The following is a 14,276-nucleotide window of genomic DNA, read 5'->3' on the forward strand; positions in this document are numbered from 1 at the left end:
GGCCCCGGTAGCGTGGCGCCGGTGAAACGTGAACCCGACACACGAAACCTGTGTGCAGTAACCCCATTCGAATCAGCCGGGATCGGTGAGTGATGGGCGAAGCGATGACCTGGCTCCAGGCCGTGATCCTGGGCCTCGTGCAGGGCTTGACCGAGTTCCTGCCCATCTCGTCTTCCGGACATTTGCGAATCGTGTCGGAGATATTCTTCGGCAGTGACGCCGGCGCGTCGTTCACCGCGGTGACGCAGCTCGGCACCGAGTTGGCGGTCCTGATCTACTTCGCACGCGACATCGTGAGGATCATCACTGCCTGGTTCCGAGGTGTGTTCAATGCCGAGCACCGGGGCGATCTCGATTACCGGATGGGCTGGTACGTCATCATCGGCACCATCCCGGTCGGCATCCTCGGGTTCTTCTTCAAAGACCAGATCCGTACCGGCGCACGCAATCTGTGGCTGATTGCCACGATGCTGATCGTGTTCGCGCTCGTCATCGCTGCTGCCGAGTACTACGGACGCAAGACGCGCCCGATCGAATCGCTCACAGCGCGCGACGGCATCATCATGGGTTCGGCTCAGGCGCTCGCGCTCATCCCGGGTGTCTCACGTTCGGGTGGCACGATCAGTGCCGGCCTTTTCCTCGGACTCACCCGTGAGGCCGCAGCCCGTTACTCGTTCCTGTTGGCGATTCCGGCAGTTCTCGCCTCCGGTTTGTTCAGCCTCCCGGATGCCTTCGAGCCGGCCGGTGAGGGTCTGAACGCGAGCGGTCCGCAGTTGCTGGTGGCAACCGTCATCGCCTTCGCGGTCGGTTACGCAGCGATCGCCTGGCTGCTTCGATTTGTTGTCGATCACTCCATGTACTGGTTCGTCGGATACAGAATCGCTCTCGGCGTAGTCGTCCTTGCGTTGCTGGCCACAGGGGTCGTGTCCGCGACATAGGGCCCGTTTCGACGTCGACCACCCGTCCGTGCGGCCACCGCCCCATTAGGGTTGTGGAATGACAGTTGTCCTACTGCGGCACGGGCGGTCGACGTCCAACACTGCCCATACCCTGGCCGGTCGAACGCCGGGTGTGGAACTCGACGACCACGGCCGGAAACAGGCCGAAGGCGTCGTCGATCGGCTGGTCGGTCTGGACATCGCGGAGATCGTCCGCTCGCCGCTGTTGCGGTGTGAGCAGACGGTCGGCCCCATTGCCGTCGACCGTGGTCTGACGCCGGTGGTCGAGGATCGCCTCATCGAGGTCGATTACGGCGACTGGACGGGTCGCCCGCTCAAGGAACTCTTGGAAGAACCGCTCTGGAAAGTGGTGCAGCGCCACGCTTCCGGTGCAGTGTTTCCCGGCGGTGAAGGGCTGGCCCAGGTACAGGCGCGAGCCGTTGCCGCGATCCGAGAGCACGACGCACGGCTGGCCGAAGAACACGGCAAGGACGTCGTCTGGATCGCGTGCACGCACGGTGACGTCATCAAATCGGTTCTCGCCGACGCGTTTGCGATGCATCTCGATTCGTTCCAGCGCATCGTCGCCGAGCCCGCCTCGGTCAGTGTGATTCGCTACACGGCGACACTGCCGTTCGTTCTTCGCGTCAACGACACCGGAGACGTGCTCGCCGCGATCGGTGCAGCGAAGGCCGCGACCAACGGTTCGGCTCCCGCGCAGGAGTCCGTCCCCGGCGGAGAGGTCGGTGCGTGAGCTGTGACGGATAATGGGTATTCAGTGATGTTCTGCTCGAACTCGAGGAGGTGCAATGTCGCGCGCGATTCACGTATTTCGCACTCCTGACCGATTTGTCGCAGGAACGGTGGGCGAACCCGGTGACAGGTCTTTCTATCTCCAGGCCGTGCACGAATCACGGGTGGTGAGTGTGCTGCTCGAGAAGCAGCAGGTTCAGGTCCTCGCCGATCGCATGGGCTTACTCCTCGAAGAGGTACATCGACGCTTCGGAACCGAGGTTCCGCCACAAGCCGACGACGTCTCCGACCTCAGCCCGCTGGTCACACCGCTCGACGCGGAGTTCCGGGTCGGCACGATGGGGCTCGGTTGGGACGCCGATGCCGGCGCGGTCGTCGTGGAGCTGCTTGCCGTCAGCGAGACGGAGTTCGACGAATCGGTTGTCCTCGACGACGCCGACGACGGTCCGGACGCGGTCCGTGTGTTCCTGACTCCGGAGCAAGCGCGCGAGTTTTCGCTGCGGTCCGAACGCGTCATCGCGGCGGGACGCGCGCCGTGCCCGCTGTGTGGTGAACCGTTGGCGCCCGAGGGGCACGTCTGCATCCGCACCAATGGGTACCGACGCGGCGAGTCCTTCGGTTTCGCGATCGACGACGCAGACGACGACGAGGTCTGACGTCGTGTCCGAACCTGGTGTGCCGGACGTGCTGCTCGAGGGTGATCTGACTCTGATCGGTCAGATCACCACGGCGAGCAACGCCACGCTGGTATGTGAGTCAACTCTGGGGGAGAAGTCCACCCGCGTGGTCTACAAGCCGGTCCGGGGTGAACGCCCACTGTGGGATTTCCCGGACGGCACTCTGGCGGGGCGTGAGGTCGCGTCGTACCGCGTGTCCGAGGCGCTGGGTTGGGGAGTGATTCCGCGAACAGTGTTGCGGGACGGCCCCTTCGGTCCAGGCATGGTGCAGCGATGGATCGACACCGTCGATCGCCGCGCGGATGGATCTGGCGGACTCGAGATGGTGGACCTGTGCAGTCCCGGCAATGTTCCGCCGGGGTGGTTCGAGGTCCTGCAGGCCTTCGACTCGGAGGGTGAACCAGTCTCCCTGATCCATGCGGACGATCCACGGCTGCAGCGAATGGCCGTTCTGGACGTCCTCATCAACAACGCCGACCGCAAAGGTGGTCACGCTCTCGAAGGCGTCGACGGCTCGGTGTACGGCGTTGATCACGGAATCTGTCTTCACTCGGAGAACAAGCTGCGGACCGTGTTGTGGGGGTGGGCCGGGCAGCCCGTACCCGGTGCTTTGATCGCCGACGTCGCCGAATTCGCGACAACTCTCGACGGGGATCTCGGCGACGAGTTGTCCGAACTGATCACCGAAGAGGAAATCGTGGCCTTGGCGGTGCGGGCGATGCAGTTCGCCGAGTCCGCTGTGATGCCTGAGCCGAACGGCCATCGAACGATTCCCTGGCCGGCCTTCTAGTCGCGAGACGTTTCCTGCTGTTCGCGAGTTGCCGTCAATCCGGGTGAGCGAACCAATCGCAGTAGTTGTTCGCGCAGCGCGGCGACATCCCCGACGCCGACGGTCAACGCCGCATCTTCCTTCTCGAGCGTCAGTAGTCGCTCGTACGTCAGTCTTCCGGCGTCGGTTATCGCGATCACGCGCCGACGCTCGTCCCTCGGATCGGTGTCACGAGTGACGTAACCCGCTCGTTCGAGACGGTCGATCGTGCGGCTCATCGTCTGATCGGTGACGCGGGCGTTCTTCGCGATGTCGCGTTGAGACGCCGCCCCACCGGCGATCGAGTGGAGCACGATCAGGCCCGCGTGCGTCATGTCCTGAGACCGCAAGACCTTCTCCCACGAGTGCTCCACCAGGCGTGCAGCGGTGGACAACAGCCGGCCGGTGGGCCAGTCGTCCAGGCCGTCGCTGCTCATTTTTCTGCCTTCCGTTTGCAATTACTCAGCATGCTGAACAAAATAGTCGGCAAGTCCTCTGCTGCCGATCCCTGGAGACCCAGTGAGCACACCAGTACAAAATCGTCCTGTTCGTCGCCTTCGATGGATTGTGCCAGCTCTCCTCGTGATCGGCTGGCTGGCAATCGGAGGATTCGGCGGTCCGTTCGCCGGAAAGCTCAGCACGGTGCAGCAGAACGACAACACGTCGTTCCTGCCCGCGTCGGCCGAAGCGACCGAGGTGGCAAAGCTTCAAGAGAGCTTCACGGACACGCGCTTCGTGCCGGCCATCATCGTGGCGGAACGACCGGGTGGCCTCGAGCCCGCCGACTCGACCTTCCTTTCCCAGACCGTCGATTCGTTCGTCGGTACCGAAGGATTCGGCGACGCCTCATCGCCGCCGATCCCGTCGGCCGACGGCCAGGCACTCCAGATGTTCCTGCCGGTCGACAGCACCCTCGAAGTCAAGGACAGCGTGAAAGCGCTGCGCGCGGCGCTGGAGTCGAGCCCTGACGGACTGACAGTCAAGGTCACGGGCCCCGCTGGGCAGGTTGCGGATCTGTCGGCAGCATTCGCCGGTATCGACGGATTGCTGTTGTTGGTAGCCGGATCCGTCGTGATCGTGATCCTGATCATCGTTTACCGAAGCCCGATCCTGCCGTTCGTGGTGATCTTCTCGGCGATCTTCGCACTCGGATTGTCGAGCTTGCTCGTGTATCTGCTCGCGGACGCGGACGTCATCGCACTGAACGGTCAGAGCCAGGGCATCCTGTTCATCCTCGTGTTCGGTGCCGCCACCGACTACGCGCTACTGCTGGTCTCTCGCTACCGGGAAGAATTGCGGATCGAGAAGGACAAGTACGCAGCAATGCGCACTGCGTGGCGCGCGACGCTCGAACCTGTCGCAGCGTCTGCAGGAACGGTCATCGCGGGCGTTCTGTGCCTGTTGCTCTCCGACCTGAACTCGAACCGCGGACTCGGTCCGGTGGCCGCCATCGGTATCGCCGCGTCCTTCCTCGCATCGATGACCTTCCTACCTGCTGTCCTGGTTCTGTTCGGGAGGACGGCGTACTGGCCGACCAAGCCGAAGTTCGATGCCGACCGCGAGCACCACGACGAGGCGAACGATCACCGGTTCTGGGCCGGGCTCGCTGCTCGAATCGGTAGGCATCCGCGCCGCTTCTGGGTGGCGTCGACGCTGGTGCTGGTGATCTTCGCGATGATGATGCCGCAGTTCAAAGCCAGCGGTGTCTCGTCGTCCGACATCTTCTTGCTCGATGTCGATTCGGTTGCAGGCCAGGAGATTCTCGGCGAGCACTTCGACGCGGGTTCGGGTTCACCGGCCGTGGTCATCGCGAATGCAGACCAAGTGGATGCCGTTGCGGCAGCCAGTCGCGTGGAGGGTGTCAGCGACGTAAGCGTCGTGCAGAACGGGGGAGCGCCTCTGGTTGTCGACGGGCGAGTCTCCCTGCAGGCGACGTTGACTGACGCTGCCGACTCGCTCGAGGCCGAAGACACCATCGTGCGACTGCGTGATGCAGTTCACTCAGTGGAGGGCGCCGACGCATTGGTCGGTGGCGTCACTGCGACCGACCTCGACACGAAGACCACCTCGACACGGGACCGGACACTCATCATTCCCGTGGTGATCATCGTGGTGTTCGTGATTCTCTCGCTCTTGCTGCGTTCGCTTCTCGCACCGCTGCTTCTCATGGGCACCGTTGTGCTCTCGTTTGCTGCGACACTGGGCATTTCGTCGCTGGTGTTCGACCACGTCTTCGGTTTCCCCGGCGCGGATCCGGTGGTCCCGCTCTTTGCGTTCGTGTTCCTCGTGGCTCTGGGAATCGACTACAACATCTTCCTCATGACGAGGGTGCGTGAGGAAGCGCTGAAGATCGGCACCAGGGCGGGTGCTCTGCGGGGACTCACGGTGACCGGCGGGGTGATCACATCTGCCGGAGTTGTTCTGGCAGCAACCTTCTCGGCGTTGGCGGTGATCCCTCTGTTGTTCCTCGCCCAGATCGCGTTCATCGTGGCGTTCGGTGTCCTGCTCGACGCTCTGATCGTCCGATCCTTGCTGGTCCCGGCCTTGACCTACGACATCGGTCAGAAGATCTGGTGGCCGAGCAAGCTCGCGTCGACGCCCGAACCGGAGCAGGATCAGCCAGCACCTTCCCAGCCTCAGAGCAGTCTCCACTAGGCTCGGCAGCATGCAGTCTTGGTCCGATACCGCACTCCCGTCCGTTCCCGGTCAGGGGCCGCCGTTGCGGCTGTACGACACAGCCGACCGTCAGGTTCGCCCCGTCACCCCGGGCAAGAAGGCGACGATGTACGTCTGCGGCATCACCCCGTACGACGCCACCCACCTCGGCCACGCGGCCACGTACCTCACGTTCGACCTCGTGAACCGCATCTGGCGCGACGCCGGACACGATGTCCACTACGTCCAGAACGTGACCGACGTGGACGACCCGCTGTTCGAGCGAGCCAATCGCGACGGCGAGGACTGGATCGTCCTCGGCATGCGTGAGACGGCTCTCTTCCGCGAGGACATGGAAGCGCTGCGTGTGCTTCCGCCGAAGGACTACATCGGCGCCGTCGAATCGGTGAACGAAGTAGTCGAGTTGGTGGAGAAGTTCGTGGCGTCCGGCGCCGCGTACATCGTCGACGACGCGGAGTTCCCTGACGTCTACTTCCGTGCCGACGCGACCGAGCAGTTCGGCTACGAGTCGGGCTACGACCGCGCGACGATGGAGAAGTTCTTTGCCGAACGCGGCGGAGATCCCGATCGCGTCGGAAAGCGCAATCCTCTCGACGCACTTGTCTGGCGTGCGGAGCGTCCGGGCGAGCCCTCGTGGCCCTCACCCTTCGGGCCGGGGCGCCCCGGCTGGCACATCGAGTGCGCGGCCATTGCACTCAACCGCATCGGCTCCGGCTTCGACGTCCAGGGCGGTGGCAGCGATCTGATCTTCCCGCACCACGAGTTCTCGGCGGCGCATGCCGAATCGGCAACGGGTGATCGCCGTTTCGCGCGGCACTATGTGCACACCGGCATGATCGGTCTCGACGGCGAGAAGATGTCGAAGAGTCGCGGAAACCTGGTCTTCGTCTCCAAGCTGCGCGGTGAGGGGGTGGACCCAGCGGCAATCCGTCTCGGACTGCTGTCCGGCCACTACCGCCAGGATCGCGCGTGGACTGATCAGGTCCTCGCGGATGCTCAGTCGCGCCTGAAGGTGTGGCGCGAGGCCGCGGCTCTCGGTTCTGCGCCGTCTGCCACCGACACTGTTGCGCGTTTGCGTCAGCACCTGGCCGACGATCTCGACACCCCGAAGGCGCTCGACGCGCTCGACGGTTGGGCCCGCCGCGCCATCGAGGGCGGCGGATCCGACACGCAGGCACCCGGCGAGTTCGCCGATGCCGTCGACGCCCTACTGGGTATTTCGCTTCGCTGAACCCCTGCTGTGCGCCTTTATTAACCGCGGGCGGTTAATAAAGGCGCACAGCAGTTTCTAGGCGTAGTCCAACGCACCTTCGGCGGGTGTCGGCACCCGGCGCCGTAGCGGCGAGCCCAATGCCCTCGCCAGATCCGTTCCGTCGTGCTCGGCAAGCAGCTCACCGTTCGACCAGACCAGCAGCGCGGCGCTGACCGCCTGTTCGGCCGTGGAGTGCGCGAGGTCGTAGTGCGCACACCCGGGGACGTCTGCGTATGTGATCCACAGGTCGTAGCCGGTCATGAAGAGGTCCAGGTCGAACTGAACGCTCAAGCCGAGAAGCTCGCTGCGACCGTTGTCGTCGACACCGGCGAAGGCCTCGTCGAGTGCCAGCAGACGCGGGGCGTGCGGGTCGGCCGAGTCCAACATGACGTGCGCCGCGGCGAACAAAGGAAGGTGCAGCGAGACGGACTGCTCGCCACCGGACAGCGCGCTGTGCCGCGCGACGGTAAGACGGTCTTCCTTGCCCTCACCGCTGATGAGGGTGAACGAGAACACGCGCCATTGACGGTAGTCGAGCGCCGAGGACAGAATCTCCGGGTACGAGCGTTCGGGGTGCGCCGCGCGGGCGGTACGGATCTGCGTCGCGAAATGTGCTCGCAGAGTAGCTAGTTCATCGACGCCGAGGGCCGACGCGTCTCGATCCAGCAGCTTGGAGATCGCCCGCGAGCTGTCGTCGAGGTTGTCGGCGAGCACCCAGTGAACGCCGATGGTATTGCCTGAGGACATCCGACGCTCACGCATCTCGGTGCCCATCTGTGCGATCAACTCGCGTGCGTCGACCGTGCGCTCGTGGATCTGCTGAGCCAATCCGGTCAACAGGGCATCTTCGAGAATGCGACGCTCGGATTCGGTGAGCAACTGCTCCTGATCGCCGCGAGCGTCGTGGATCCGCGTTGCGAACTCGCCGATCGACGAATAGCCCTGATCGTCCTGGACTCGTACGACGGTCAGCCCATCCGGTGCATCCCACTGCAGACGGTAGTCCTGTCCGGCCGCTGCGAGTTGGGCGTCGAAGTCCTGCAACGCCGAGGTCAGTGCCGTGCGGGTTGCCTTGCGGGCTCCGTCGGTGACTCGGACTGCCGAGGTCGCAGCCTCGAGCGCTCGGTACAACTTGTCGACGTCTTCGGGGAGGACAGGCGGGTGGGCCGCGTCCTCGCTGCGATCTTCGTTCTGGATGCGGTAGACCAACTGATCGGGGCTCATCCACGCCGCTGAACTTGCCGGCCAGCTCAGATGTTCCTTGACGCCCAACAATTCGAGAAGGTCCGGGCGCGCGTAGGGTGCGAGTCGCTCTGCATCACTGCGGGTTTCGGTCAGGGTGTGCCGAAGAGTCTCGACAGCGGTGTTGTACGCACCCTCCGCCGTGCCGATCTGGAGGACGGCGGCGTCGTACGCCTTTCGCGCCGCACGCTGTTCGACCTTGCATTCTTCGATCTTCGCGCGGGCTTTTGCCAGGTCCAGGTCGATCTGCTCGGCGCTGGCACCGAGGGTGTCGCGCAGCGTCTCGAGACGCTGCACCTGCTGGAGCAGACTCTCCTCGGCGATGGCGGCTTCCTCGGCGAATTCCTCCGCATTGGCGCGTGATTCGTCGAGACGGTCGCGAGACTCGCGTTCGAGTTCGACTTCCTTGGCATGCTCCCGTCGGCAGCGCAGCGCCAGTTCCCCCTGCTTCTCGAAATGACGGATCGCCGCCGCGAGGGAGTCGAGTTCACGGCCGATATGCGGCGTCCGGTGCTGCGACGCCGTCGCTCGGAGTTGCTTTTCCTTCGCCGCGAGATCAGCGATCGCCGCATCGAGTTCGCGTTGTGCCGTTTCCGTGGCCTCCGAGCGAGTACGGAGTGCGCCGGCGGATTCGGTGACCGTCTTGAGTGCGCGCAGGATCGAACCTGTCTTCGGCAATTCCTTTGCCGCAGAGTTGATCCGGCTCAGTTGCTCGTTGGTCTGCGCCACCAGTGCCTTGGCCGTATCGACTGCCGCGGCAAGTTCTTCCAGAGCCGCGTCGATCTCGGTGATCCGAGCCTCGCGTCGACGCGCCCGTGCTGTGGTGCCGATGTACTCGGCGTCGGCCTTGACGTGCCGGCCACGCGCGACGCCCTGCCAGAAGCGGCCGTCGACGCCGATCGCGACGCTTGCGTCGGAGTCGCCCGGCGCCTCGACGAGACTGATCGACGCGAGAATGTCCTGTACCCGAGCGTCGGGTACGTCGGCATTGCCTTCGACCTCGAGGACGTCGGCCAGCGTTCGTCCCTTCGGACGCTGCTTGACGGTCAGAGCCGTCAGGAACTGCTCGCTGACGTGCTCGGGAATCTTCTCGTCCGGGCAGACCCAGCCGTCGAGCAGATTTGCCGCTTGGAGTGCGGATTCGATTCCCGTGGCCACGTCTGGTTCGACGGAATCGGCGAAGCGCACCAACTGCCATAGCGGTGCACCACCCAGTTCACTGCGGTTGTCGGTGCGTGCGTGGAAGGCAGGCGGAGCGTCGTCGTGTTCCGCCGAGACGGCCTTGCGCTCGGATTTGAGAGCCGCGATGGAGGCGTGTGAGGCAGATATTTCAGCTTCGGCCTCACGTCGACGCTCGCGCAGCGTCTCGGTGCCGGCTTCGGTGTGCTCGGCGAGAACTGCGGACAGCGCCGGAGCGTCTTCGTCGCCGACTTCGGCGAGCGCCGCGTCGAGAGCCTCGAACAGCGACGTGTCGGCGCCGACAGCCGAAAACAGGGAGGAGTGATCGGTCCACCACGCGCGCAGCCCGCTGGCGCACTGACTGCGTGCGAGTTCCACGGCAGCTTCGCCCTCAAGTACAGCCGCCTTGGACGCTTCGAGCAGCTCTTGTCCACGGCGAGAGCTGTTTTCGGCCCGGGTTCGTTCGGTCGCCGCCTTCTCGACGGTCGCCAGTGCGGTGCGGACGACGCGTACGTCACCGTCACGCTCCTCGGCATGGCCACGGACTGCTGCCGTGATCTGGTCACTGCGTGAGCCGTCGGGCAGGGGAGTCCAGACGATGCCGGCGTCCTCGGCTGCTGCCTGAAGTTCGTCCTCGGCGCGCGAGAGTGCTTCGGCCGCACGCTTGACCGACGATGCAGCCTTGTCGGCTTCGTCGCCGCGTTGAGCGAGTGCGGCCTGCGCTTTCCGGGACTTGTCTGCCTGCTGCTCGGTCGAGAGCTTGAGCGTCGCGACGGCCTGGGCGAGGTCGTCGAGTTGCTGTTTGCCTTCGTACGCGCTCGAGCGTTGCAGTGCTTCGACATTGGCGCGCGCGTTCTCGAGTGCCTGCTCGGCCTGGTTGAAGCGCTCCTCGGCTGCTGCCCGCGCCTCACGGCTGCGGGTCTGGGCGAGCGACGACTCGTCCATGGCGGCAACACCTCTGGTGACCGCTGCGAGGCGGGTGCTGACCTGTTCGATCTCTCCGCGAGACTGCTGACGCAGGTACTTGGTGTAGACCCCGATGAAACTCTGGGCTGCCTGATCGGCGGCCGCGAGCCCCTCGAGCGCGCGGCCGACTTCCTCCATGTCGCTGAACGAACGCGCAGCTTCGAGGACCAACTGATCGTCGAGTGGACGGAGACCGTCGGTGAGTGCCTGCGAAAGGCCCTTCGGGTCGAGGTTCTTCGCGAGCTGGGGACGGCGAAGTGTGAGAATGAGATTGATCAGCTGGTCGTAGCGCTGCACTCCGAGACCGAACATTCGCGCGTCGATGGCTGTGCGGTAGTCGAGGGGACGGTCGGTGATGGAATCGCTGCCGAGTTGTTCGGCCAACTGCTTCTTGGTGAGAGGACGATCGTCGTTGCCGATCAGCGAGAAGTCGACTCCGACGCGGCCGTCGGCGACGAAGTACCAGCGGGTGACCTTGTCGTTGGTTCGGGTTGCCCGCATGCCGATTCCCACGGTCACCGACTCGGGATCTTCGAGGGAGCCGCGGCAGAACTCCATCCACACGTAGGAGTGCGCGCTGTCCTGGCCCCGGTAGAGCAGGTTGGACTTCATCGTGCGCTCTTCACCGGCGAACGGATTGAGGCGCCGCGGTTCGATGCGGCCGTCGAAGACGAACGGGAACAGGACCTCGAGGGCCTTGGTCTTGCCGGATCCGTTGGGTCCCCGCAGAACCAGTCGACCGTCGGCGAACGAGAACTCTTGGTCTCGGTAATCCCAGAGGTTGATGATTCCAGCCCGAGTAGGTCGGAAGCGGGCGTTGCTCATACGTTCTCTACCTCTGATAGTTCGCCGTTGGGGGAAGGTTCGGGGCCGAATTCGTCGACCGGATCCGGTGCGGAGTTGTCCACCGCGAAGTCGATCTGAGGATCGCGTTCGCGCACGGAGACCACGACGTCGCGGTACCGGGCAAGGACGGGCAACACCAGTACGCCGCCGTCGACCGCATGCGTCAGGCGCAGACGTTGCAGCAACCCGAGCGCCTGCTTGCGCAGCCCGTTGTGATCGGCCTGCCACTGCGCCGCGAAAGTTCGCCCGAACTGGTCCACCAACTCGGTGACCTTGTCAGCGAGCCAGTCGTCGTCGATTTTCGGGTACGTGACGGGTGGCGGTGGCTCGGCCGGTTCGCCGGCGGGCAGCACGAAGTCGTCGTCCTCGTCGGCGAGGTCCTCGAAGATCCCGGCCTCGGGGATGGCGGCATCGAGTTGTTCGATCAGGTGATCGTCCGACACGTGCGGGATCGGAAGTTTCGGCAGTTCAGGAGCGTCGACGTCGAGTACGCGGTCGGCAATCTCGCCGGCCAGGAGAAGTGCCACCTGAGCGATCGTTCCGGTGCTCGGGAAGCGGACGTCGGAGAGTCGGCCGGTGGGATCGATCATCGCGATTCCCTCGGCGCGGCGCTCGGCCACCAACCCCGTCAGTAGTTCGACTTCCGACGCGGTCTTGGGCTGCGCCAACGCAATCAATTCGTGCTGATCGAGTTCACCGGCCAGTACGACCGGCCGCTCGACCAGAGCCCGACGCACTCGGCGTCCGATCTCTTTCGCGTCCACAGGAATTCCGTCGTCCTCGGAGGCGCTCGAGGTCTCGACGGCCAGGAGTCCGCGGATGGAGTGTAGGTGCTGCAGGGCGCGCGGTGGACGGAACAGCGCTACGACGACGGAACGGTCGATGTCGTAGAGCGCTTCTCCCGCTTCGGGATTGGACGCCCAGCCGTTTGCGTCACCGTCGGCGAGGGCGATGGCGCCTCTGACTCCGAGCCAGCCCACTGCGTCGACGAAGGCGTCGCGGTCGGACGCACGATCGGTGGAGAGTTCGACGCCGTCGACTTGTGCAGCATCGGCCGCGACGTGATCCGCCAACTCCGACAACGTGATCTGGTTCCCGGCGCGGCCCAACGCGGCCAGGCACAATGCCAGGTAGGCGTAACGCGTGCGATCGAAGGTTCGCTCGGAGGCAGTTCGGGCCGGTGCCGACGGGTTGAGCCGATCCGACACCGTGAACAGGCGAGCGGTGGTCTCTGTCACCTCGAGGCGGTATCCGAACAGCTCCAGTAAGTCGTCACGTAGCTCGGTGGCCCAACGGCGCAAGAGCGGCAACGCAATTCGATCCGGGTACGTCGAGGTGATCAGGTGATTGGACAGAATCACACGCGCCGCTCGTTGGTACGAATCGAGGGCTAGGGGCGTGATCTCGCGAGCTCTCATCGAACACTGACCTCGATGCCGTCGAGATGCATTCGTCCGCGAGCAGTCTTGATGGTGGTCGAACCGTCCGAGGGACTGAGCGTCAGCTTCACCCCGTTCTCACTACCGGTGGAGCTCTTGACGCGTCCCACCACCGGAACGCGCGCGGTCAGTGCTGCATTGAGCAGACTCAGCAAAACTTCGGTCTCCTGCTCGTTGAGTTCGCGCTGATAAACACCGTTCGACGCGAGGGATTGCGCCGCGGCACTGCGCGTACGTTGCGCCGCCAACTGCTCTTCGCGCAGGCGGCGGATGCTGCCGTCGTTGCGGGCGACTTTGCTCGGCAAGCCGGGTGAGGGCGGGCGGCCGGTTTCGGCGAGTGTTCGCGCGATCTCGACCGGCGGTGCCTCCCACCACGAGCGTGAGTGCGAAATGATGTCGGCGTCCGGATGCACCATCGAGAGATGGCGTGGACGACCGAGGTCGAACACTGCCTGGAACAGAGCATGAGCTGCGTCTTCGGACGGCGTGGTGGCGAACCAGCCGGCGAGGTGCCGGAGCTGGCTCTCACGGCTGACGCCGCCGCGACGGGTTTCCGTGACCCGGCGAAGGAGCGCCAGAACCGCGGCGATCGCGCTCATCGTGCCCTCACGTAGACGCTCGGACTCGCTGATCCCCGATTCCGCGGAGACGAACCAGGCGGTCAATCCTCGCCAACGCGCAGCCCAGTCGTCTTCGCGTTCGGTGATCGGGACGAACACCCGTTCGTCACTGGCGGCGGCGAGGCGGATCATGCGATCGACCCCGGTGGATTCGACGTGCTCGATCGCTTCCTTGAGCTTGGGGGCGTAGCGCGCCAGATCGGAGCTGAACTCCCGCATGTGCGTGAGCAGAGCGTCCTTGTGCGTGAGGAAAGCCTGCGGAGTGATCTCCGTGGTCCGTACGAGGTCCCCGAGGGTCAGATAGAAGTGCGCGGCTCGATCAGCCATGTCGGAGAGTGTCGAGTCGAGGCGCTTGAGCTTGCGGAAGATCAGATCGCCGTCGGAGCTTCGGTTGGCCTCGGCGAGTTCGGACATGTCTGCGAGCAGGTCCGGCAAAGCGAGACGCGAGAGCGACGCCGAGTCCAGGCGTGCGGCGAGAACGTCTTCGACTGATCGATAGACCTGGTATCCGGCCTGACCGAACTGGTAGACGAAGTGGCGATTGCGGTACTCGGCCAGCGTGGCCGCGCGGGTGCCGTCGTAGCTGCGCTCGAGGATCTCCCACACGTGGAGCTGATCCAACAGGGGAGTGACCTCTGCTGCCGACAGATCGGCCGCCGGATCCGATCCACCGATCTTCTCGAGGATTTGCGCGACGGCTCCGGCATGCAGCAGGACGGTGTAGTTGGCGCGAGCATGGTCGAAGGCACGAAGTACCCAGAGGTACTCGGCCCGTTTTTCCGCGATCGTGAACGAAAACAGCTTCAGTCGATTGGTGTCGGCGTACGCGGCGTAATCGGGCGCACTCGTTTCTTCCACCATGACAGGGTAGGCGAGAGAC

At 64.5% G+C, this 14,276-nt stretch carries 10 protein-coding genes; 6 read left to right on the forward strand and 4 right to left on the reverse strand.

Annotation, left to right across the window (positions count from 1 at the left end):
• Nucleotides 1–92 precede the first annotated feature (92 nt).
• The 4 genes from ABH939_RS15315 to ABH939_RS15330 are packed head-to-tail and all read left to right on the forward strand — an operon-like array spanning nucleotide 93 to nucleotide 3,158.
• On the forward strand, nucleotides 93–938 hold the full coding sequence (locus tag ABH939_RS15315) for an undecaprenyl-diphosphate phosphatase (protein WP_030537531.1): 846 nt from the start codon (nucleotides 93–95) through the stop codon (nucleotides 936–938).
• Between the two features lie 58 nt (nucleotides 939–996).
• Nucleotides 997–1,692: a histidine phosphatase family protein gene (locus ABH939_RS15320; protein ID WP_003946173.1), complete on the forward strand. Its 696-nt coding sequence runs from the start codon at nucleotides 997–999 to the stop codon at nucleotides 1,690–1,692.
• A 55-nt stretch (nucleotides 1,693–1,747) separates the two neighbouring features.
• Entirely contained in the window at nucleotides 1,748–2,347 is a 600-nt protein-coding gene (locus tag ABH939_RS15325) for a DUF3090 domain-containing protein (RefSeq protein ID WP_003946200.1), read from the forward strand.
• Between the two features lie 4 nt (nucleotides 2,348–2,351).
• Nucleotides 2,352–3,158: an SCO1664 family protein gene (locus tag ABH939_RS15330; RefSeq protein ID WP_030537533.1), complete on the forward strand. Its 807-nt coding sequence runs from the start codon at nucleotides 2,352–2,354 to the stop codon at nucleotides 3,156–3,158.
• On the opposite strand, the gene ABH939_RS15335 is transcribed toward ABH939_RS15330, so the two are convergent.
• On the reverse strand, nucleotides 3,155–3,613 hold the full coding sequence (locus ABH939_RS15335) for a MarR family winged helix-turn-helix transcriptional regulator (RefSeq protein ID WP_042450996.1): 459 nt from the start codon (nucleotides 3,611–3,613) through the stop codon (nucleotides 3,155–3,157). The genes ABH939_RS15330 and ABH939_RS15335 overlap by 4 nt on opposite strands.
• Before the next feature lie 127 nt (nucleotides 3,614–3,740).
• Between ABH939_RS15335 and ABH939_RS15340 the strand changes: the two genes are divergently transcribed.
• Both ABH939_RS15340 and mshC read left to right on the forward strand, forming a co-directional pair.
• Complete coding sequence (locus ABH939_RS15340; RefSeq protein WP_370852732.1) at nucleotides 3,741–5,831, forward strand: MMPL family transporter; 2,091 nt, start codon at nucleotides 3,741–3,743, stop codon at nucleotides 5,829–5,831.
• A gap of 10 nt (nucleotides 5,832–5,841) precedes the next feature.
• Nucleotides 5,842–7,083, forward strand: a complete 1,242-nt coding sequence (mshC, locus tag ABH939_RS15345; protein WP_204855840.1) for a cysteine--1-D-myo-inosityl 2-amino-2-deoxy-alpha-D-glucopyranoside ligase — start codon at nucleotides 5,842–5,844, stop codon at nucleotides 7,081–7,083.
• 57 nt (nucleotides 7,084–7,140) lie between these two features.
• On the opposite strand, the gene ABH939_RS15350 is transcribed toward mshC, so the two are convergent.
• Genes ABH939_RS15350 through ABH939_RS15360 form a run of 3 tightly spaced genes read right to left on the reverse strand, consistent with a single transcriptional unit; the run spans nucleotide 7,141 to nucleotide 14,257 of the window.
• Entirely contained in the window at nucleotides 7,141–11,316 is a 4,176-nt protein-coding gene (locus tag ABH939_RS15350; RefSeq protein WP_322943166.1) for a TIGR02680 family protein, read from the reverse strand.
• Nucleotides 11,313–12,755, reverse strand: coding sequence for a TIGR02678 family protein (locus ABH939_RS15355; protein ID WP_054187391.1), 1,443 nt, complete (start codon nucleotides 12,753–12,755; stop codon nucleotides 11,313–11,315). Before ABH939_RS15355 ends, ABH939_RS15350 begins: the two co-directional genes overlap by 4 nt.
• The gene (locus tag ABH939_RS15360; RefSeq protein WP_404649779.1) at nucleotides 12,752–14,257 is read right to left on the reverse strand and encodes a TIGR02677 family protein; all 1,506 of its coding nucleotides are present in this window, start codon (nucleotides 14,255–14,257) and stop codon (nucleotides 12,752–12,754) included. Before ABH939_RS15360 ends, ABH939_RS15355 begins: the two co-directional genes overlap by 4 nt.
• Nucleotides 14,258–14,276 lie beyond the last annotated feature (19 nt).

The sequence above is a fragment of the Rhodococcus sp. 27YEA6 genome (genome assembly GCF_044908235.1).
Lineage (GTDB): Bacteria > Actinomycetota > Actinomycetes > Mycobacteriales > Mycobacteriaceae > Rhodococcus_F > Rhodococcus_F qingshengii.